Origin of the sequence: Xenorhabdus vietnamensis, from assembly GCF_002127535.1 — a bacterium.
Taxonomy (GTDB): Bacteria; Pseudomonadota; Gammaproteobacteria; order Enterobacterales; family Enterobacteriaceae; genus Xenorhabdus; species Xenorhabdus vietnamensis.
The window spans coordinates 158257-179295 of sequence record NZ_MUBJ01000007.1 but is presented as its reverse complement, the minus strand read 5'-3'; the positions used below and the strand labels follow the sequence as shown (position 1 = coordinate 179295).

General features: G+C 43.0%; 11 protein-coding genes and 1 pseudogene. 5 read left to right on the top strand and 7 right to left on the bottom strand.

The window, feature by feature from the left end; all coding sequences use genetic code 11:
* Window positions 1-75: 75 nt before the first annotated feature.
* The 7 genes from Xvie_RS08830 to Xvie_RS21545 all read right to left on the bottom strand — a co-directional run bounded on the left by Xvie_RS08830 (window position 76) and on the right by Xvie_RS21545 (window position 7855).
* Complete coding sequence (locus Xvie_RS08830) at window positions 76-630, bottom strand: hypothetical protein (RefSeq protein ID WP_086108954.1); 555 nt, start codon at window positions 628-630, stop codon at window positions 76-78.
* A 220-nt stretch (window positions 631-850) separates the two neighbouring features.
* The gene (locus tag Xvie_RS08825; RefSeq protein WP_086108953.1) at window positions 851-1408 is read right to left on the bottom strand and encodes a hypothetical protein; all 558 of its coding nucleotides are present in this window, start codon (window positions 1406-1408) and stop codon (window positions 851-853) included.
* Between the two features lie 77 nt (window positions 1409-1485).
* Window positions 1486-2922, bottom strand: a complete 1437-nt coding sequence (locus Xvie_RS23110) for a hypothetical protein (RefSeq protein WP_244175548.1) — start codon at window positions 2920-2922, stop codon at window positions 1486-1488.
* Complete coding sequence (locus Xvie_RS08810; RefSeq protein WP_086108951.1) at window positions 2922-3413, bottom strand: DUF4123 domain-containing protein; 492 nt, start codon at window positions 3411-3413, stop codon at window positions 2922-2924. Before Xvie_RS08810 ends, Xvie_RS23110 begins: the two co-directional genes overlap by 1 nt.
* Window positions 3413-5425, bottom strand: coding sequence for a type VI secretion system Vgr family protein (locus tag Xvie_RS08805; RefSeq protein ID WP_086108950.1), 2013 nt, complete (start codon window positions 5423-5425; stop codon window positions 3413-3415). Before Xvie_RS08805 ends, Xvie_RS08810 begins: the two co-directional genes overlap by 1 nt.
* A gap of 35 nt (window positions 5426-5460) precedes the next feature.
* A complete protein-coding gene (locus Xvie_RS08800) occupies window positions 5461-7248 on the bottom strand; it encodes a type VI secretion system baseplate subunit TssF (RefSeq protein ID WP_086108949.1) in 1788 nt (595 codons plus the stop codon).
* Window positions 7249-7711: 463 nt separating this feature from the next.
* Window positions 7712-7855, bottom strand: coding sequence for a hypothetical protein (locus Xvie_RS21545; protein WP_167376248.1), 144 nt, complete (start codon window positions 7853-7855; stop codon window positions 7712-7714).
* Window positions 7856-8275: 420 nt separating this feature from the next.
* Between Xvie_RS21545 and Xvie_RS08790 the strand changes: the two are divergent.
* From Xvie_RS08790 to recB, 5 genes and pseudogenes are all read left to right on the top strand, one after another.
* A pseudogene (locus Xvie_RS08790) lies at window positions 8276-9144 on the top strand (integrase domain-containing protein).
* Between the two features lie 259 nt (window positions 9145-9403).
* A complete protein-coding gene (locus tag Xvie_RS08785; RefSeq protein ID WP_086108947.1) occupies window positions 9404-9661 on the top strand; it encodes a helix-turn-helix domain-containing protein in 258 nt (85 codons plus the stop codon).
* A 1194-nt stretch (window positions 9662-10855) separates the two neighbouring features.
* Window positions 10856-14278 (top strand): exodeoxyribonuclease V subunit gamma, encoded by a 3423-nt coding sequence (gene recC, locus Xvie_RS08775; RefSeq protein WP_086108946.1) that lies wholly within the window; start codon window positions 10856-10858, stop codon window positions 14276-14278.
* A gap of 136 nt (window positions 14279-14414) precedes the next feature.
* Window positions 14415-17300, top strand: coding sequence for a pitrilysin (gene ptrA / locus Xvie_RS08770; protein ID WP_086108945.1), 2886 nt, complete (start codon window positions 14415-14417; stop codon window positions 17298-17300).
* 53 nt (window positions 17301-17353) lie between these two features.
* Complete coding sequence (recB, locus tag Xvie_RS08765) at window positions 17354-21037, top strand: exodeoxyribonuclease V subunit beta (protein WP_086108979.1); 3684 nt, start codon at window positions 17354-17356, stop codon at window positions 21035-21037.
* The last annotated feature ends 2 nt before the right edge of the window (window positions 21038-21039 follow it).

Genomic DNA, 21039 nt, shown 5'->3' with positions numbered 1-21039 from the left:
CGCTGGTGAAATATATTTTTTATATCATTTTCAGTTCAGCGACTAGCGACTATAGTTTCCAATTTATTATTTATATTAATCAATCTTACCTTCTAGGTAATCGCGGTAGGTCATAATATCTCTATGACTATTATGCCATTCATTTTCTCTCAGAATGAACCAATATGAATCATATGTATATTCATTTTTATATATACTTCTAATAACTAGTAATTCATATTTTTTTTCTTTACAAGGGAATTTTAACAAAAAAAAGTCTCTAACTGGTTTTAATGATTCTTCATCAAATTCCGTATAGACGTACTCATAATTCAATTTATCTTGCATTAACTTTAAAAAATCAATAAAATTCATGTTTTTTAAAACATGAAGCTCAGGAAAATCTCTTGAGTCATTAATCTTTTCTTGTAATGTTCTTGTTATTTTCAGGGATTTAAATACATCAACGCTATTAACATTTTCAATAGCATCAAATTTTTTGTTAATCAGAAAGAAATCACTCACTTTAATATATTGAGAGGTAACCAACCATTCACTGGCATCAAACCATACTTTTTTACTCGGATATTCTGAAGAATTTTCATCATACGATGGCACCAGTATTGCCATTTTATATTTTTGCATATACATATAGTAGCTCCCAGAGAAAACTAATGCTATCAAAAAAAACATTATGAAGAAAAGTTTTATGTTAGATATTTTCATATTTTCATATTTTCAAATCACAGTATTTTAATTTTGAAATCCACCTAATAAATTGATTTTTACCATAATTGCCAACACTATAGCTGATGGAAAAATATATCTTTCATCGCATTAAAAACCCAGCAGCTATAGTTTTTAGAAAAAATTATTGTTTGTATGAATCAATCTTTCCTGCAAGGTAATCTCTGTATGTCAGAGTATCTTTATTGCTCTTATGCCACTCGTTTTCTCTATAAATAGAATCGTAGCGATCGTATACATATTCATCTTCATATTTTCTTCTCATCACTAATAGCTCATATTTTTTATCTTTATGAGGGAATTTGATTAAAAAGAAATCCAATATTGGTTTTAATGACTCTTTATCAAATTTTGTATATATATATTCATAGCTAATTTTATCTTGCATTAAATGCAGGAATTTTATGGTTTCCATATTTTGTAATTCGTGAAGTTCAGGGAACTTCCTTGAATTATCAATTTCATCCTGTAATGTCATTGTTATGCTCAAAGCTTTCAATGTGTCTAAATTTTCAATAGGGACAAATTTTTTATTAATTAGATAGGCGTCATGGACTTTAATATACTGTGATGAATTTAGCCATTCACTGGCATCGAACCAATTTTTTTTGCTAGGAAATTCAGGCGAATTTTCATCATATGACGTAACCCTAACATACATCTGATATTTTTGTATATACATATGATAACCTCCTAAAGACAATAAAATTAAAACTATTAAAATAGATATTATTGTGATGATTTTCTGTTTTAGTAAACTCATAAGGTCCACTCTATTGGTTTATAATTCTGTAGGCCATTTTTTAATCCTTTCGGTGTATTCCCTGTCCCTGGTAATTGCCAAGAACCATCCGGTTCAATAGGGCCACCACCATGATCTTCGTTATATTCTCTTGTTTTAACACCTTCAACTCGCTTTTTCATTATATCATAATCATTAGGTTTTTCTGGTGGTTTGGCATTTTTATTCCCTTTAGCCAATTCATATTTATAAGCTCTATTAGCAGCCTCATACTTATCAAGTATTGAATTATATTTTTTTTCCTCTTCAGCTCCATAAACACCCACATATGTAGAACGTCTCTCAAATGCTTTGACTTCAACATCCCACGCATTCGCCATTTGTTGTGCTGGGCTTTTATTCTGTCCTGCATCAGGTATTCCTGTAAAATCACCAGGCCATCCGTTATCAACTGAAATACCCGCTCGGCAAGCATAAGTCGTTATTTTAGCATCGAAATCAAATATCGACTCATAGACCTTTTCAATCTCCTTTGGTCCAAACAACCCATCCTCTACATTCTCCCCTTTATAATGAAAAGTGGCATAATCAATGATGCCATGACTGAAGATCACCATCTCCTTAATAAGTCTTTTCTTTTCTTTCCTCTGATTCAGAAATTCGATAAGTCCTTGCTTGTTTTTTATATAAACAATACGTCCGCCTAACCCTTTAGTGTATTCGTCAATCCTCTTAATATCCTTTTTGGTATATCCTTGCTCAAATACTACCATAATACGTTGCACTGCGTGATCACCCTGACTGGCTTGAGGAAAAAGCTGCAACTGATGTAATCCGCAATTAATAAAACGGTATTGATTTCCCGGTGATTCTGTAAATATATTCCAATCTTTTTCCCAATCTATAAGAGGATCCACAAGTGTTGTAACTGTTCTCTTCGCTGCTCCTGCGCTAAATTCTCCGGGTGCTGTTCTGGCACCTACCACAGTAATATAATCATACCCACTGATATACGGTTTTTCGGTGGTTGGCTCACCCGTATTTGTAAGCAAGCTGATTTTCCTTTCTTCGAGTTCCTTCAGTGAACCAAAACTACCACGCCTTCTTTCGTAACTTTTGGCCAACTTGCCAACCAATACAGTCACTTCTTCAGGTTGCCGGGTCATAATACGGTCGGTTTCACCTTCGCCATTCGTTTTACCAAATCCTCTGGCGGGAATAGAGATATATGCATAAGGCACATTACTCACGTTAACCTGATTCTCAATCGGCAATAATTTTAGCTGATGACTGAATTTTTGATTACATTTCACGCCCGGATCACCCACTTTTCCCGAACAATTGGGAACCTTAGTAGGATGGGTCATTTTACTCTTTTGCTTCTCAATACTTTTGGATGCTTTGTTTTTCAAATCTGAGAAGACTGAAGAAATACTGTTTTTGTCCATAGCCATTATTTTCCTTTCACGATATGGTGATTGTTATCAAGTTGATAACTCCACTCTTCAATATCTTTTGTGAACTCAATCAATTGTTCCGGCGTAAAAATATGCGGAATTTGATGCAGAACGCGGGGATCGTAAAAACGGAGTAATGCTGTTTCGCCTGTTTTTAGTCGAATATTTAACTGTGATTCGAGATGACGGGTCAGTTTGTCCAATGACAGTGTTGAGTATAGCCATGAAACTGCCGGTGCCGCGCTTTCCAGTCGTAATAATTGTTCTTCCCATGTCTGAGCCTGAGTCATATCAAACAACCACGGCCCGGCAAAGGCGATTTCTGCATCCGGGAATTGCCGGAACAGCGGATTATTTGTACCTTCAATATAAGACAATTCGTCATCAAAGTAGCGCTCGTACTGCAAACCGTCTACCAGCGAATATAATTTCATCTCCGGGTAGTTTTCCCGGTATTTTTCCCATTTTTCCTTTAATGTGGCAGCCATCATTCTCCCCTCATGACCATAACCGAACCCGTTGATGCCGCTTCCATTAAGCAGGATAGGCAAATTTTTTCCGGTGGTGCAGTGAGCATTTTTTCTGGTTGAGCCACATTGATGGATTTCAGTTTATCCAGCATATCCGGCAGCTTACCGCCCCAGCCTGAGCCATTGCCCGGCGCACCACTGCCCATATTAATGGCAGCGCTGCTGGTGATCCCGCCTGCATCAATTTTCAGAAAATGTCCCGCAGCCTGAATGGTCAGTTCAGCCCCAGCATCAATCACCACTTTGGCGCCGGAACTCAGGTGAATTTCATTGCCACTTTGTGTCAGCAGGGCATCGTCTGCCTTGATATGGAGCTTTTGCCCGGTGGACAGCGAAATATCATTGTTTGCCTGTACCCGGTATTCATTATCAACGCGTAAATGCGCGTCATTTTTAATATGGTGTGTGCGGTTATGACCAATATTGCTGGTTTCATCATTGAGTATCTGGTTTTTCATGTCCTTTTGGGCATGAATAAACACTTCCTCACTGCCTTTGGCATCTTCAAAGCGCAGTTCATTAAAACCTTCCCCTTTATGGGTTTTGGTCTTAAACGTGGTGCGGGTCTTGGCGGCAGGTAAATCCAGTGGGGGACGGTTCAGGCCGTTATAAACGCAGCCGGTGACTATCGGGCGGTCAATATCGCCGTTGAGATAAGACACAATCACTTCCTGCCCGATACGTGGTATCGCCATAAAACCAAAACCGTTACCGTTCCAGCCCTGAGCGACACGAACCCAACAGGAGGCGCTGTCATCGGCTTTATCGTAACGGTTCCAGTGAAAATGCACTTTTATCGCGCCGTCTTTGTTCACAAAAATTTCTTCCCCTTCCGGCCCGACAACGGTCGCACTTTCATCACCGTCTGCCTGTGGTTTGTAATGAAACGGGGGACGCCAGTCGGCATAACCATCAATAAAGCTGAAATCGTTACTCAGTGTTGTGCCTTCGCCGCTATTGTCTCCCAGTGCCTGCGGACAGCGACCATGATGGCTTATCCCGACAATCTGCCAGCGGGTATTAAGTGGCGTGTGGGGATGATTTTCGATTTCGAAGATTTTGCCCGGCATCAATTTGATGCAATTACTGTTGCCACTACCACTTTGGGTCTGGTTTTTCAGCACTTCGTGCCGATATCTCACGAAGGGTTTACCTTCGACCTCCCGCTGAAAACGGCCATAACTCTCGTAAATGGTATACGGTGTCAGCGTTCCCATTGCCTGATATTCCTGGCTGCTCTCCAGTTGGTACACCTGAGAAAGCGGCCTGTCCGGGTTATAATCGCGGTGAATACTGCGCTTCGGGGCCATGCCGACACCGAGGCGCACCTGATAAATGACATCCTGACCGTGAGCGGTATCCGGTTGTGGCTGGTATTGCAACGGCAGGTTAGCCGTCATTCCCAAATGACTGTCACTGAAAAACAGCGTTTCATCCTCAAACCAGAAACTGATACCTTCTTCTGCGGCCAGCCGACAAAAAAACGCATAATCGGATTCCCGTTTCTGGGTGGTGTATTCCCTGCCCTGATGAGGATCTTCCAGCTGTGAATCTGCCTGAACATGGTGTTTTTTCAGCAACAGATTCATGATATCTGGCACACTCTGGCGATGATAAATATGGCTGTCCTGATTGAGCGTGAGTCGCCAGAGGTACGGACGTACTGTGAGGGTATACAGGGTTTTGTTGCCATCGGTGCCGCACCAGTCGGCATGGGAAATAATCCCGGTGATTTTGCGTTGCTCCGTTTCACCGTGGAAGACCTGTAATACAGCTTCCTGCATTAACAATGCGACTAAATCGATTTCCGGCTTCGGTTTGAAAGAATTGTCAGGCTGAGACTGAACCAGCGTCAGGTTCAGGGTAAAAAGGTCAGAAAGCCCTTCCCGCAGGGTGAAATCCGCCACGGCAAAGGTATTTTCGGGTAAACTCCCTATACGACAAAGAAAACGTAATCCACTTTTTAGCATTATTTCTCCTGATTTTTCTGTTTCCGTTAATAGCATTACATTTCACTGCGCAGTCCAAGCCTTTGGCGAAATGGCCATAACATCGCCTTCTCATCCCGCCGATAAATTTCTAACATGATGTAATTATCCCGAACGACAAAGCACGCCAGCAATTGGTCAATCATCCGACAAAACTGATACATCATACCGTCATTTTCATAACACGTCGGATCAAGGTAAATGTGCAAGATGTAGCCATTAATCACTCGTCCCTGACCCGATGGGGTGTTGTCAAGGCGGCTTTTCGGCTGAGCATCAACACGGACAATGCCGTTAATATGCTGCTGTATCCTGCGACTGAGGGCGCGATCATGCCCGGCATAACAATCATACAAACGCAGAAAATCTTTCAGTGATTCGGCATGAAAAAGTAAAAATGGCGGACAGTTTAAGAGGTTGAGCAGCAACCAATCCGATTTTCCCATGACCATTGGCGGAAAATCGGGGGAAACCGATGTAATATTGTTCGCGTATAAATGGGCGGGCACTGATTCTTGTGTGAGCGTAATATCACCGATAGCCAGCTTCATAGCCTGCACATGGTAGCCAATGAAATGTGCACATACCATCTGGGATGGCAGATTATTCGCCGTTTTTCCATCCACCCCGGAAAAGTATATTTGGTTGTGAAGTCGCCCCAGTAAATCATCAGTTATCAGCGACTGAAAATAGACGTTATCGGGTTCACCGGCATCCAGTAGCCAGTCACTTTTGGCATGAAACTGATCAATCGGCAGGAAATGGCACGGCTTGCCACGTGGAGCGCTGTCCTGAGTGATTTTCTCACCGGGCTGCTTCGCGGTTTGGATACTTTTCACACGAAAAAGTCGCTCCGTTTCTGCCAGTGGTAACGGGTAACATGCATTATCTGATACCAGTGAAATAGGCTGGCTGACCATCGGCACCAGATGAACCGCTGGCACACACCCCAACTGAAAGGCATCACCCAAATCATCTACAGGCAACTCTCCTTGCAAACGGATAACTAGCTCGCAGGTGCCATCCGGGTTTAATGCTAAATCGCGTTGCTCATTGATATTTAACATCATGAAATTGAATACATGAGGCAGGCAATAATACTCAGTCATCTGTTGCAAACGAGTAAAAGGCAGATTTTCCACGGGTAACAGAGTATGTTGGAAATTCTCAGACCAACCCATAAAATCACTATACCTGAGCCTTATTTCCTCCTTTGCAGTACGCCAATAGATCTCATCAATGTGCATATCCAGCCACAAGCTTAATTGTGCTGCCCGGTTTTTATCAGTTCCTAAAAAGAAAGGCAGTTTTCCACCTGGCCAGGCCGATACTGCATTTCCCGTTTGACGCAGCGTTAACACAATATCGCTGTATTCACGTGTTTTTTGGATCTGTTTATCCAGCATAAGAAACGGTTCAATATGCAAATCGCGGCAGGTGTGAAACTGGAAATGTTGTTCCCCTACAGCGGCAGTAAGCGGTACGCCTTGCGGGATATCCACGGTGCCCTGATGAACGCCCTGATGGGGTGTAAATTGAATGATTGTCGTCGGTGGCACGGGGCGCAGGGCATGAGGCCAGATACGACCGAGCATTGCATGGGTGACTTGTGGAATACTGTCTTCAATGGTACTGCGCAGATTTGAAGACAGCAGTGCAAAACCTTCCAGTATGCGTTGGATATCCGGGTCATTTGGATGATCCAGAAATTCGGCCAAATGTGGTTTTTCGGTTGCGGCTAACTTCATCATTTCGCGCAGGTAGGCTAACTCTTGTAGGTACAGCGATTCCTTACGATTCTTCATTTTCTCTTTCCATACAAACTAACGATTTATCGGCATTTCGTTGAAAATATTTATGAATAATAAAATAACCCATGTTTATTGGGCTATTATACGGATTTATCTGTTAATTTAATTAATAAATTAGGGTTATTATCTCACTTTAATCGACATTTAAAAAACAGGCTCAGCAACCATTTGACCTTATCCGTCTCAACCGTTAAAATCTTGCTTACACTGTAATGATCTTATCGTCTGCAAAGATCGCCTTCGGGTGGCGAAATAAAACTCCCGTAGCCTGAAAGGGAGCGCTAAATTGCGGTACATCTGCATACTTTTGGAAGCAGATATCATCGGACACCTAACCCCTCGTCCGGTGATGAAAGTCTCTTAAACTGAAAAAGACCTCAGAAGGGTGTTTTTATCTTGTCGTCTGAGTGACTTGAACGTTAGATCATGCACTGACCTTTTCAAACCAACATAAACCCTATTTGCCTTTATCTTCAATGAACAACAGGATGGATTTTGCACATCCAGACCCCAGTTCATACTTTTCACTGTCTCTGCCTGAATGATTCAGCAGACAGGTTTTCTGTGCACCAACAATTAATCCATAGCTACCGTTTGACATCGAACCCTGCACCGTTTTGCTGCGCCTGTTGGCATTTCAACGCGCCCGCGATTTTTGCTGACTGTTTGCTGGATTTAAGGCGTCACTTTTTGCCGGTTTACCGCTGAAAGTGACGCCGCAGCCAAAGGACACCACAACCCTGACAGGCTCATGCCTGCTTCACCACTCAGTGAATCTGACACTGCATTTTTAGATTGAAAAAGGAGAACTTGACGATATCGAGGCTGGCTTTTAGTCAGTGGGGATGACCTGTTTATATAGGCGGCAGTACTGCGTACTCAACCGATACCCCGCAATACCTCAACTTGTGTTCACTCTGGCGCACAGATATCCGTCAAGGGCAAGGCAGGCATTTCCTGTTTTGCCGCACTGTCGCGCGCCAGAGTTCGCATGTTGTCAGGTATGAGTAAGGAGCAGCCAATGAGCCGATTGATTAAAGAATTAAAATTTTTTGCCCGCCAAGGTGGCGGCAGTCATAAAACCTGCCATGACCGCATTCGGATCGCTGGACGTTTGGGGCACTGTTATTGAGCCTGAATATTCAGGTTAAAAGCCTCAGCCATTTGAAAGCCAAACATGTGGAACATTATGTTAATACTCGTTTATCTCAGGGAATTGCTAAACGAACGGTGCAGAATGAAATGGCTGCGCTGCGTAATATCTTTCGTATGGCAGGCCGGGAGAAACTGGAAACCTTGCCGCGTTTGAGTAATCAGGCATTAGGATTAAGCGGCACCAGCCGAGCAGGAACGAAACAGGCGATCCCTGATATTACGTTTCAGGTTGTTTATCAGAAAGCGCTTGAACGTGATGTTGGATTTGCCGTCACCTTGAAACTTGCCCGCTTGCTGGGATTACGTTCTCAGGAAGCCGTACAATGCAGTGCTTCACTGAAAAGCTGGCGAAAACAATTAGAACAGCCAGAGCCGAAACTGCATATTGTCTTCGGTACAAAAGGCGGCCGACCAAGACAAACCCGCGTATTGGATGTTGCAGCAGTAAAAGAAACTGTTGAGCAAGCCATTGTTGTTGCAGAACAACGTGGTGGCAGGTTGATTGATAAACCAAACCTCAAACAGGCCATGAATTACTGGCGGACACATACCACAAAGATTAGTTTAACAGGCCGTTATTCTCCTCATAGTCTGCGCTATGCGTGGGCGCAGGATGCGCTTAATTTTTACCAACAAAATGGTTTTAGCCGTCAGGAAGCACGAGCACTGGTATCAATGGATTTAGGGCACGGTGATGGTCGCGGGCGTTACGTTGAACGGGTTTATAGTCGTTAAACTTAGTCGTTCTGTTATTGAGTCAGATAAAACAATCAGTTAAAGTAATCTCGCCACTGGCAAAATCCAGTGGTCAAGGTTTAGCAGCCTTGAGCTAAGAACACTGGTAGGATGTTTTCTACCAGTGCGCCTGTTATCACCCTTTCAATGGTGGTTCAGGTGGGGGAGACTCACGTCTCGCCGGAATCTTAGCCCGGTCTGCTAACCCTGCCTTGAATCACCACCATCAATGATTAATTAATGGAAAGGGGTAACAGGAATGAATAACGTTAGAAATGATTGGCATCAAGCAGATATTATTGCTGCGTTACGCAAACGTGGTACGACCTTAGCGGCAGTTTCCCGTGAGGCGGGACTCAGTTCATCTACACTGGCAAATACTCTTAGTAGGCCTTGGCCTAAAGGAGAATGGATCATTGCGGATTATCTTGGCATCCATCCTTCAGAGATCTGGCCTAGCCGTTACTTTGATAGTTATGGTCGATTAGTTGAGCGCAAGGTTCGAGATAAATCATAAAAATAGTCAGTTCTGACTTGCAAATCATCGGGAAGATAGCCGTAACGGGGTATCTTCTCACTAGTAGTAATATTTTCCCTATCACTTCAATAGATTCTGGCGAAATACACCTCTACCTTTCCATCTGTTCGGAACTTTTGGCGCACTGACAATATTGATAAAAAATATCGATAGCAGCAGAACGAAGGTAAATCGGTTGGCAATAGGCGAAACAACAATAATTACATATTGTCAACGGCATAAGCCGAGGTAGTAAGTCGTGGTCATTTAATGACCAGTGCGCACGCGTGAGGAAATATATGTAACAGAGCACCAAAAAGCAGGCTAACCGCTATTTTAACGGTACACCGACAACACGGTTTATTGTGACCTATGAGTAATCCGTTATTGATGCTATGGACAATCATATCAAAGGTAGCAGAGTAACACGCGACAACCGTGCAGAGTTCGTGAGACAGGCGATTATAGAAAAGCTACAGCATGAACTTTGATGATTAACGAAAATGTTAGGGAATTATGATTTTTACAGTCCATAAAAAAGAAAATCCTAACATGTTCTTAACATGCTACTTGTGGTTGGATCTTTAGTTATTCGCGCAACTCTTATTGATATCCGCGAAGTAACCAACCTTCTTTAAGAGGGCGCCTGTCAGATGAAAATTATCTTCCGGTTGCTATTATTACGTTTGAAGCAGGGCGATAGCACACTATTTTTACTGATTTTTAAAGATTAATAATTTCCAGTATGTCATTTTTATAGTTTTATATCGGGTAATAATTGAACTAAATCACAGTTCTTTAGACATTTATAGTTAACAAAAGAGTTAAAAAACAATATTGACATTTTAAGTACAAATATTAATCAAAGTATGCTCGCGCCCTGACGTTTGAAGCGAGCTGATTAACCACTGACAGTATTTTAAATCGCAGCAGTGAAAAATCATGATGCTGTTTGAAGCGAAGGCGTGACAAAATAAGGGTAATTTACAGAGAGAGCTGTTCTTGGATGGCATTTTACTACATGCAATGATTTATCAGAGTGATGATGTTTTAGCAAAATATATAATAAGATGAAAACCTCCTAGCAGCGATTTAATTCGTATAGAAATTTGTATAGATTTGATAATGAAATATAAAAATATTTGTTTAATATTAATGCGTTAAATTGATTGTTCTATTCCGGTGGGGGCATTGATGTTTAGAGTTTATCATTCAAATCAGCTTGATATTCTTAAGGAATTGATGGCGATATTGATCGGGGATAATCCCTTATCTGACCCATTTGGCAAAGAAGTAATTTTGGTTCAAAGCCCGGGGATGTCACAGTGGTTGCAGATTCAATTGGCAGAAAAACTGGGCATTGCTGCGAACATGGAATTCCCGTTACCTGCAACTTTTATCTGGCAGATGTTTACGCAAGTATTGCCTGATATTCCCAAAGATGGTGCTTTCAGTAAGGATGCCATGAAATGGAAATTGATGACTCTGCTGCCTGATTTATTGACGGAGCCGGAGTTTTCAGCACTCAGGCACTATCTTGATCAAGATAGTGATAAACGTAAGATCCACCAGTTAGCTGGGAGAATTTCCGATCTGTTTGACCAATATCTGGTTTATCGTCCAAAGTGGCTGGAAAATTGGGAAAATGATCAATTAATTGATGGTTTGAGCAGTAATCAGTTATGGCAAAAAAGGCTATGGTCTGAACTGACAGAATATACTCGCCAATTACAACAACCTTTGTGGCATCGCGCCAATTTATACCATCGATTTATCACAACGTTGGAAGAAGGGAATTTTCCATTGGAAAATCTTCCCCCGCGCATTTTCATCTGCGGCATATCTGTATTGCCCCCTGCTTATCTGCAAGTATTTAAGGCATTAGGTAAACATATTGATATTCATCTTATGTTTACTAACCCATGCCAATATTATTGGGGGGATATTCAAAGTTATGCGTTTCTTGCCAAATTAAATAGCCGGAAACCCAAACATTATAAGAGTCTCCAATCGTTGGAAAGATTCAAAGATCCAGAAGAAGCTCCATCACTCTTTAATGAAGAAGGGGAGCAGGATCTGAACAATCCATTGCTGGCATCTTGGGGAAAATTGGGCAGGGATAACCTCTACCTGTTGTCACAATTGGAGCCGGATTCTGATGTCCATGCTTTTGTTGAATTGGAGCCTGATTCTATCTTACATAAAATCCAGCAGGATATCCTTAATCTCGAAGATCATGCCCAGATTGGCTCTACAGAAAATACCTTCAACAATAGTCTGAAAAAGCGTCCGTTTGATTGTGCTGATCGCTCTCTGACTTTTCATTCATGCCATAGCCCGCAGAGGGAGATAGAAGTATTGCAGGATCAAATCCTGCATTTATTGGATGATGATCCTGCACTGACACCGAGGGACATCATTGTAATGATGGCAGATATCGACAGCTATGCTCCTTATATTCAGGCCGTTTTTGGCAATGCTCCTGATGACCGTTATATTCCTTTTGCTATTTCTGACCGTAAAGCTCGTCAGGCACATCCTGTCTTACAGGCGTTCATTACCCTGTTGGAGCTGCCACTGAGTCGATTTACGGCAGAGCAGGTGTTGGCATTATTGGAAGTCCCTGCTTTAGCCAATAAATTTGCTATTCAGGAAGAAGGGTTGCGTTTATTGCGGCGTTGGGTAAAAGAATCGGGGATTTGCTGGGGGCTGGATGATGACAACATTGAAGCACTGTCTTTGCCAGCCACAGGGCAGAATACGTGGCGCTTTGGTCTGACGCGCATGCTGTTGGGTTATGCCATGGATAGTCAGGCAGGGCCATGGAATGAGGTTTTGCCTTACGATGAATCCAGCGGCCTTGCGGCCGAATTGGCCGGGCAATTGGCTGAGTTTTTAATGGAACTGAATCGCTGGCGTAAAATTTTGAGTGAAGAACAGCGATTGGAGGATTGGTTGGCGGTATGTCCGCAACTGCTGGAAACTTTTTTCGAAACGGATGATGAAATCGAACTGGTTCTGGCACTTATTACGCAGCAATGGCAAAAAGTGATTGATAATGGCTTGAATGCATACTACGGAGAGAGCATTCCTTTGGTATTGTTGCACGATGAACTGGCGCTTCGTTTTGATGATGAGAAAATCAGCCAGCGCTTCCTTGCTGGCTCCCTCAATTTTTGTACCCTGATGCCTATGCGTTCCATTCCTTTTAAAGTTGTTTGCCTGTTGGGAATGAATGATGGGATTTATCCAAGAACTATCCCACCACTTGGGTTTGATCTGATGGCAGAACAAACTCAGCGAGGGGATAGGAAACGGCGTGATGATGACCGTTATCTCTTTCTGGAAGCAATGGTTTCGGCTGAGCAATTTCTTTATATCAGCTACATTGGTAAATCGATTCGGGATGATACTGAATGCAATCCATCTGTATTGGTCAATGAGCTACTGGATTATATTTGCCAGAGTTTTTGCTTATCCGGTGATGAAATGCTGAATGTTGATGACAGTGCCAGAAATGCCCGAAAACATTTACTTTCACAACATACCCGTGTGCCTTTTGCGATGGAAAACTTCTTGCCTGATCACTATTCACAAAGTTATGCCGCAGAATGGTTGCCAGCCGCGACACAGCAAGGGGTTTCAGCGACTGATTTTTGTCAGCCGATTGCCTTTGATCGCAGTGAAGTAAAAGAAGTTGCATTAGATGAATTGATCCGCTTTTATCGACATCCTGTCAGGGCATTTTTTCAGCAACGACTGAAAGTGCATTTTATCATTGAAGAGATGGAATTGCCTGAGGAAGAGCCTTTTGTACTGGATAACCTGCAACGTTATCAATTTAACCAATTACTGTTAAGCGTTCTGATAGAACAGGGAGCACCTGAATCTTTGTTCTGCCATCTCCGTGCATCAGGAGGATTGCCATACGGTTCCTTTGGCGAGGTTTATTGGATGGAACAGTTGGAATCCATGCAGCCGCTGGCTGCCAGAGTACGTGAAGAGAGAACGGAGCCTTTTTCCATTGAGCTATATGAGAAATTAGACGCTGTGATATTGGTTGGCAGAATTAATCAGATACAGCCTGATGGAATTTTACGTTGGCGGCCAGCGAACTTAACGGCCAATGACGGTATCCAATTATGGATTGAACACCTTGCCTATTGTCTTTCAGGGGGGACGAGTGAAAGCCGCATGTATGGAACGGGCAAAAAGGGGAAAAAAGAGAAGGAAGATAAAAAGGTTTCAGAATATCGCTTTGTACCACTGGAACCGGATGAAGCGAAACAATATCTGAACCAGATGATAGAGGGGTATCTTCAAGGAATGTCTGAGCCTCTCCCCTTATTTTGCCGAAGTGGCTGGACATGGTTGGTTGACTGTTTTGATAAGGGAACGGGGGAAATCGATTTCAGTGAAGAAGTGCAACAAAGCGCTGAAAATAAACTGATGGAACAGTGGCTGGGAACACATGACAGAAAAGGGGAAAGCAGTGATCATTATATACAACGGGCTTTCCGGCAGGTTGATCAATTACTTTTGGATCGCATGAAGCGTGAAGTTCAGAGCTATTTGTTGCCTATGGCCCGTTATTCAAATGGCGCATTATTCAAATAGCGCATTGTTTAAATGCCTTTTCATAATAGTGATACATTTAGCTCTTGAAGCCCTCTTACTCCTCGCGGTGCGAGGAGTAAGAAAGTGATCTGGCATTTTGAGAACTTATTTAAATAACTAGGGAGAATATTAGGTTATGCCTAAATATATTATCCGCATCATGACGGTGCTCTTTCTGCTACTTTGTGGCGGCACTGCATATGCTCAATTGTCTTGGCAGCCGTTGCCAGATACGATTCACAAAAGTGAACGCGATCCACGTCAATATAAAGCCATTAAACTGCAAAATGATATGACAGTTCTGTTGGTTTCTGATGAAAAAGCGATTAAATCATTGGCTGCTGTATCTATTCCGGTTGGTCATATGGAAAATCCAGATAATCAGCTTGGTCTGGCTCACTATCTTGAGCACATGGTGTTAATGGGATCTAAACGTTATCCGCAACCGGGAGAGTTTGCCGAATTTTTGCAAAAACATGGGGGAAGCCGTAACGCCAGTACAACAGCCAACCGTACTGCATTCTATCTGGAAGTTGAAAATGATTCCTTAACAGAAGCGACTGATCGCCTTGCAGATGCCCTTGCTGAGCCTTTGCTGAACCCCGTCAATGCTGATCGTGAACGTCATGCCGTTGATAATGAAATGACCATTGCTCGTGCGGGCGAAGGCCATCGTATGTGGCAAATCCGTGCCGAGACAATTAATCCGGCTCACCCTAATGCTCGCTTTGCTGGCGGAAATTTAGAAACCCTCAAAGATAAACCTGACAGCAAATTACAGGCGGCACTGGTTGATTTTTACCAACGCTATTACTCCGCCAATTTGATGAAAGGGGTTGTGTATGGCAATCAATCAATAGATAAATTGGCTCAGATTGCGGTAGAAACCCTCGGCCGTATCCCGAATCGACACGCTTCTGTGCCTGCCATTAAAATTCCTGCAATAACAGATAAAGAAAAAGGCATCATTATCCATTATGTACCAGCACAACCTTGTAAAGCGTTGCAGCTGGAATTCAGTATTGCCGACAATAGTGCAGATTTTCGCAGCAAAACAGATACATATGTTGGATATTTAATCGGTAATCGCAGTCAAAATACGTTATCTGACTGGTTATATAAAAAAGGTTTAATCGAAGGCATTGATGCTGGGGCAAGTCCAAAAACTGATGGCCATACCGGGACATTTAATATTTATGTTTCGCTGACGGATAAAGGGCTTGAACAGCGCGATCAGGTTATAGCAGCCATTTTTTCTTATATTAATCTGCTAAAACAACAGGGTATCAACAAAAATTATTTCGATGAAATGACGAAAGTCCTTAATTTGTCGTTCCAGTATGCGTCAATCGTGCGGGATATGGATTATATTGCAGGACTATCGGATGCCATGCTGATATTACCTATTTCCCATGTTCTGGATGCGGGGTATGTTGCAGATGGTTTCAATCCAAAAGCGATAGCCAGCCGTTTGGATGAATTAACACCTGAAAATGCACGTATTTGGTTTACCAGCCCAACAGAGCCACATAACAAAGAAGCTTACTTTGTACAGGCTCCGTATCAAATCAATAAAATTACCTCAAAGCAGCTGGCGGAATGGAAAAAACTCGAACAGGGAGATTTATTCTCTTTGCCTGAATTGAATCCTTATATTCCTGATGATTTATCCCTGATTAAAACGTCTGGCAGTCAAAAACACCCTGAAATGATTTTGGAAAAGCCAAATGTTCGTTTGCTGTATATGCCGAGCCAATATTTTGCCGATGAACCTAAAGGCAGTATTACACTGGAGATGCGTAACCCTAATGGATTGAAGAAAATCAAGGATCAGATTTCAGATACATTATTGGGCTATTTATCTGAACTTACACTTAATCAATTGGGTTATCAGGCTTTAGTTGGGGGGATGAGCGTTTCTACAGATTATGTAGATGGTTTGAAGATCGGCGTCAGTGGTTATACCCAACATTTGCCAGAGTTGTTAACGTCAGCGATTAATCAGTACATTTCGTTTACACCGACTCAAGAGGAATTGGCTCAAGCGAAATCATGGTATCGGGAACAACTTGAAGTCGCCAATAATGGCAAAGCCTTCCAAATGGCAATGCAGCCAATTTCTCGTCTTTCTAGTGTGCCTTACTTTGAACAGGCCGAAAAATTGAAGGTGCTGGATACTATCACTGTTGACGATATTGTGAAATACCGTCAGGGCATGATCCAACACTCGGCTTTACAGGCTCTGGTTTTCGGTAATTTAACTAAGCAGCAGAGTACTAACATCGTTCAATCAGCACAGAAGCAACTCGCTAATCAAGGAACGGTATGGTGGACTGGAGATCGCATTGTTATCGACCGTAATTATGCTGTTAACTTTGAAGGCACGGCTAACAGCACAGATAACGCATTGGCAGAAATCTATATTCCGACAGGATATGACCATATCAATGGCAAAACTTATTCTGGCTTGCTGAGTAGCATTTTGTCACCGTGGTTCTATGATCAATTGAGGACGAAAGAGCAGCTTGGCTATGCAATTTTTGCTTTCAACCAAAATGTAGGTAAGCAGTGGGGATTGGGTTTCTTGTTGCAAAGCAACAGTAAGCAACCGGATTACCTGCATCAACGCTACCAGAGCTTCTATCAACAGGCTGATAAAAAGCTGAAAGCGATGTCTGATGCTGAGTTTGAGCAGTATAAAAAATCTCTGCTGAAAGAAATGCGTGAACCACCACAGACTTTCTATTCAGAAGTAGACCGTTATTATGCGGATTTCGGGCGCAATAACTTTAAGTTTGATACACGTGAGAAAACCATAGCAGCAATGGAAAAAGCCACTAAAGCGCAGCTCATCGCATTTTATGAAAAAGCAGTTATTAAACGTCAGGGATTAGCTCTGATTTCCCAAACTACAGGGAAAAAAGGCTCAGTTCATCAATATGCTGGGCTGAAAGGCTGGAAAACTTACAACTCTGTGTCAGATTTCCAGAAACAATTGCCGGTTAAGGTGAATGCTCAGTGAGCAAAGCTATACCGGACTATGAAATACCGGATCATGAAATGTTAGGCCGTCAGATGCTAGGTCATCAAGTAGTTCAGTCTTATAAAGCAGGAGAGTCTTATAAACTGAACCCGTTAACATTGCCGCTGTATGGTCAGCGGCTGATCGAAGCTTCAGCAGGAACGGGAAAGACTTATACGATAGGCTTGCTGTATCTCCGTTTGCTACTGGGATTGGGTGGCTCTGCCGCCTTTTCCCGTCCGCTGAATGTTGAGGAAATTCTGGTTGTTACCTTTACGGAGGCTGCAACGGATGAGTTGCGTGGACGTATCCGTGAAAACATCCACCAACTCCGCTTGGCCTGTATACGGGAAGAAACCGTCGTTAACGATCCGATTTATCAGCAATTGCTGAATGAAATTCCTGATAAGGAAAGTGCAGCCAGTTGGTTATTGGCCGCTGAGCGTCAGATGGATGAGGCTGCGATTTATACCATCCACGGTTTTTGCCAGCGAATGTTGGTGCATAATGCGTTTGAGTCAGGTGTATTGTTTGAGCAAACGTTGATTCAGGATGAAAGCCAGCTACGTAAACAAGGCTGTGCCGATTTTTGGCGGCGTCATTGTTATCCCCTGCCATTACCGATTGCTGCGGAAGTCAGCCGGATATGGAGTGGGCCGGAAGCACTATTAAAAGATATTTCTGATTATTTACACGGAGATATGCCGTATATCATCAATGCACCTGATGGCAATGAAACGTTGTTTAGCCGTCATCAGAAAATTATTGAACAGATTGAGTCGATAAAGCGTCAGTGGAATGATGCTGCTTCTGAGTTAGAGGGGCTTATCGCCAATTCAGGTGTTGATAAACGTAGCTACAACAAAAAGCATTTACCCAATTGGCTGAATAGTGTTTCTGAGTGGGCTGGATCACCAACCAAAGACTATCTGCTATCTAAAGACTTGGATAAATTTTGCCAGTCCCGTTTATTGGAAAAGACCAAAAAAGGAGAGGTTCCGCAGCATGCGCTGTTTGAAGCCATCGATGGTTTATACCAACAGCCGCTGACATTGAAAGATATCATCATTCCCAAAGCGATTGTGGAAGTTCGTCAATCGGTTAATCAGGAGAAACTGACACGTGGCTACATGGGCTTTGATGATTTGTTGACCCGTTTGGACAGTGCTTTGCGACGTGCAGGAGGAGAGCAGCTTGCTGCAACCATTCGGCAGCGCTACCCCGTCGCAATGATCGATGAGTTTCAGGATACTGACCCACAGCAATATCGCATTTTCCAAGCCATATATTACCCTGAATCAGAAAGTGAACAGCCGGAAAATGGCTTGTTGTTCATTGGCGATCCCAAACAAGCGATTTATGCGTTTCGCGGTGCTGATATTTTTACCTATATTCGCGCTCGTTCTAACGTTAAGGCCCACTACACGCTGGAAACTAACTGGCGTTCTTCCGTATCAATGGTGCACGCCGTCAATAAACTGTTTTCTCGCCCAGAACGTCCATTCTTGTTTGAACAAATTCCATTCATTAACGTTAATGCTGCGGAGAAAAATCAAGGGTTGCGATTTTCTTTTTATAATGAGGATCAAGCTGCTTTACGATTTTGGTTACAGGATGGTGATGGCGTTTCCAAAGGGGAATATGAACAAAGCATGGCCCGACAGTGTGCTGCCCAAATAAGGGATTGGTTGCAGGCAGGGCAAGAAGGCAAGGCTCTTTTATGTCATATAGAAAAAGAGCAGATAGAAAAAGAGCAGATCACAAAAAAACGTCCGGTTATGGCGGCAGATATTACGGTATTGGTACGTGATCGCCGGGAAGCTTCATTAATCCGCAAAGAATTAAATGCGCTGAAGATACCATCAGTTTTCCTTTCTAACCGAGAAAGTGTGTTTGATACACCAGAAGCGAAAGATTTGCTTTGGTTATTACAGGCGGTATTGGCTCCGGAAAAAGCGCGAGAATTGAGAAGTGCATTAGCCAGCAGTTTATTTGGTTTGAGTGCACGACAAATTGATCAATTAAATCACGACGAAACGGCTTGGGATCGTTTGGTTGATGAATTTGATGATTATGCCCGTTTATGGCGCTCTCGTGGTGTATTGCCCATGCTGCGGGCGGTAATGGTGAAATATCGGATAGCGGAAAATCTGTTGGCAGGGGATGAAGGTGAACGTCGGCTTACAGATATTATGCACATTGGTGAGTTATTGCAGGAGGCATCTCAGCAACTAGATAGCGAACATGCTGTTGCCCGTTGGCTGGCACAACAAATTTCCCGCCCGAATCCACAGGCAGAAAGCCAGCAACTGAGGTTGGAGAGTGATCGACATCTGGTGAAGATCTGTACCATTCACAAGTCTAAGGGATTGGAATATCCGTTGGTTTGCTTGCCTTTCATTTGTGGTTACAGGAAGCAGAAGCAGGCTGTCTACCATGATCGCCAGAGCTTTGAAGCCTATCTCAGTATTTCCCATGATGATGAAATGTTGAAAGAAGCTCTGGAGCTGGCCGATGAAGAGCGCTTGGCTGAAGATTTACGCTTACTCTACGTTGCATTAACGCGGGCGATTTATCACTGTAGTGTTGGTGTGGCTCCGCTTATCAAAGGAAATAGAGGGAAAGCCGGTGATACGGATTTGCATTTGTCAGCTCTTGGATACTTGTTGCAAAAAGGGCAGAAAGGAGATGCAGCACTATTGGTAAATAGCCTGAATGAGCTTTGTGATGACAGCATAGAAATCAAACATGTGAAAGATACCGCTGATTCACAATGGTACTCGCAAAATGAAAATATTCTGTCGCTGGAAGCCAGAAAGTTTCAACGTTCCGTTCGGGATGATTGGCGGGTGACGAGCTATTCGGGTTTGCAATATTCCGCTTCTCACGCGGCTTCCCATACTTATGCTGGTGCATTTGGTGAATCCATAGATGTGATTGTGCAATCCATTTCTCCGAAGATGGATATTGATGCATGTGGTGAAAAGCAGGGAGAGCAGTCGTTACAGATGACTCCGCATACTTTCCCACGTGGTACGTCTGCGGGCACATTCCTGCACAGTATCTTAGAGGATCTGGATTTCGGCAACCTTCCTGCTCAGGCGTGGTTGATGGAAAAGCTGACTGCTTCAGGGTTTGACGAAAATTGGGCACCTGTATTAGAACAATGGATAGAGGATATTGTGGGCGCAGTGCTGAATGAGCAAGGTATGCAGCTTGTCAGTGTGCCGCGCCATCTCCAGCAAAGTGAAATGCAGTTTTACCTGCCAGTGGATAAGCTATTGCATTCAAAGGAAATGGATGCACTGACTCGTCGTTATGATCCGTTGTCTGCGCAATGTGCGCCGCTGTCCTTTCATCAGGTCAAAGGCATGTTAAAAGGCTTTATTGATTTGGTTTTTTGCTGGCAGGATAAGTTTTATGTAGTGGATTACAAGTCAAATTGGTTGGGTGAAAACAGCCAGTCATATACGCAAGAAGCGATGGCAAGAGCCATGATAGAACACCGTTATGATTTGCAGTATCAGCTTTATACCCTGGCCCTGCACCGTTATTTACGCCACCGGTTAGCCAATTATGATTATCGTCAGCATTTTGGCGGCGTGATGTACCTGTTTCTGCGTGGCATTGATAAGGATAACCCCGGGCATGGCATTTACCACTATTTGCCTCCCTTTGAATTTATTGACGAACTGGATACGCTTTTTAGTGATGCTGGTGAGGAACGAAGCGTATGAAT

Excerpts from the sequence above, each read along its gene's own strand:
- Xvie_RS08830 (WP_086108954.1), bottom strand. The coding sequence starts at position 630 with ATGTATATGCAAAAATATAAAATGGCAATACTGGTGCCATCGTATGAT.
- Xvie_RS08825 (WP_086108953.1), bottom strand. The coding sequence starts at position 1,408 with ATGTATATACAAAAATATCAGATGTATGTTAGGGTTACGTCATATGAT.
- Xvie_RS23110 (WP_244175548.1), bottom strand. The coding sequence starts at position 2,922 with ATGGCTATGGACAAAAACAGTATTTCTTCAGTCTTCTCAGATTTGAAA.
- Xvie_RS08810 (WP_086108951.1), bottom strand. The coding sequence starts at position 3,413 with ATGGCTGCCACATTAAAGGAAAAATGGGAAAAATACCGGGAAAACTAC.
- Xvie_RS08805 (WP_086108950.1), bottom strand. The coding sequence starts at position 5,425 with ATGCTAAAAAGTGGATTACGTTTTCTTTGTCGTATAGGGAGTTTACCC.
- Xvie_RS08800 (WP_086108949.1), bottom strand. The coding sequence starts at position 7,248 with ATGAAGAATCGTAAGGAATCGCTGTACCTACAAGAGTTAGCCTACCTG.
- Xvie_RS21545 (WP_167376248.1), bottom strand. The coding sequence starts at position 7,855 with ATGTCAAACGGTAGCTATGGATTAATTGTTGGTGCACAGAAAACCTGT.
- Xvie_RS08785 (WP_086108947.1), top strand. The coding sequence starts at position 9,404 with ATGAATAACGTTAGAAATGATTGGCATCAAGCAGATATTATTGCTGCG.
- recC (WP_086108946.1), top strand. The coding sequence starts at position 10,856 with ATGTTTAGAGTTTATCATTCAAATCAGCTTGATATTCTTAAGGAATTG.
- ptrA (WP_086108945.1), top strand. The coding sequence starts at position 14,415 with ATGCCTAAATATATTATCCGCATCATGACGGTGCTCTTTCTGCTACTT.
- recB (WP_086108979.1), top strand. The coding sequence starts at position 17,354 with ATGCTAGGTCATCAAGTAGTTCAGTCTTATAAAGCAGGAGAGTCTTAT.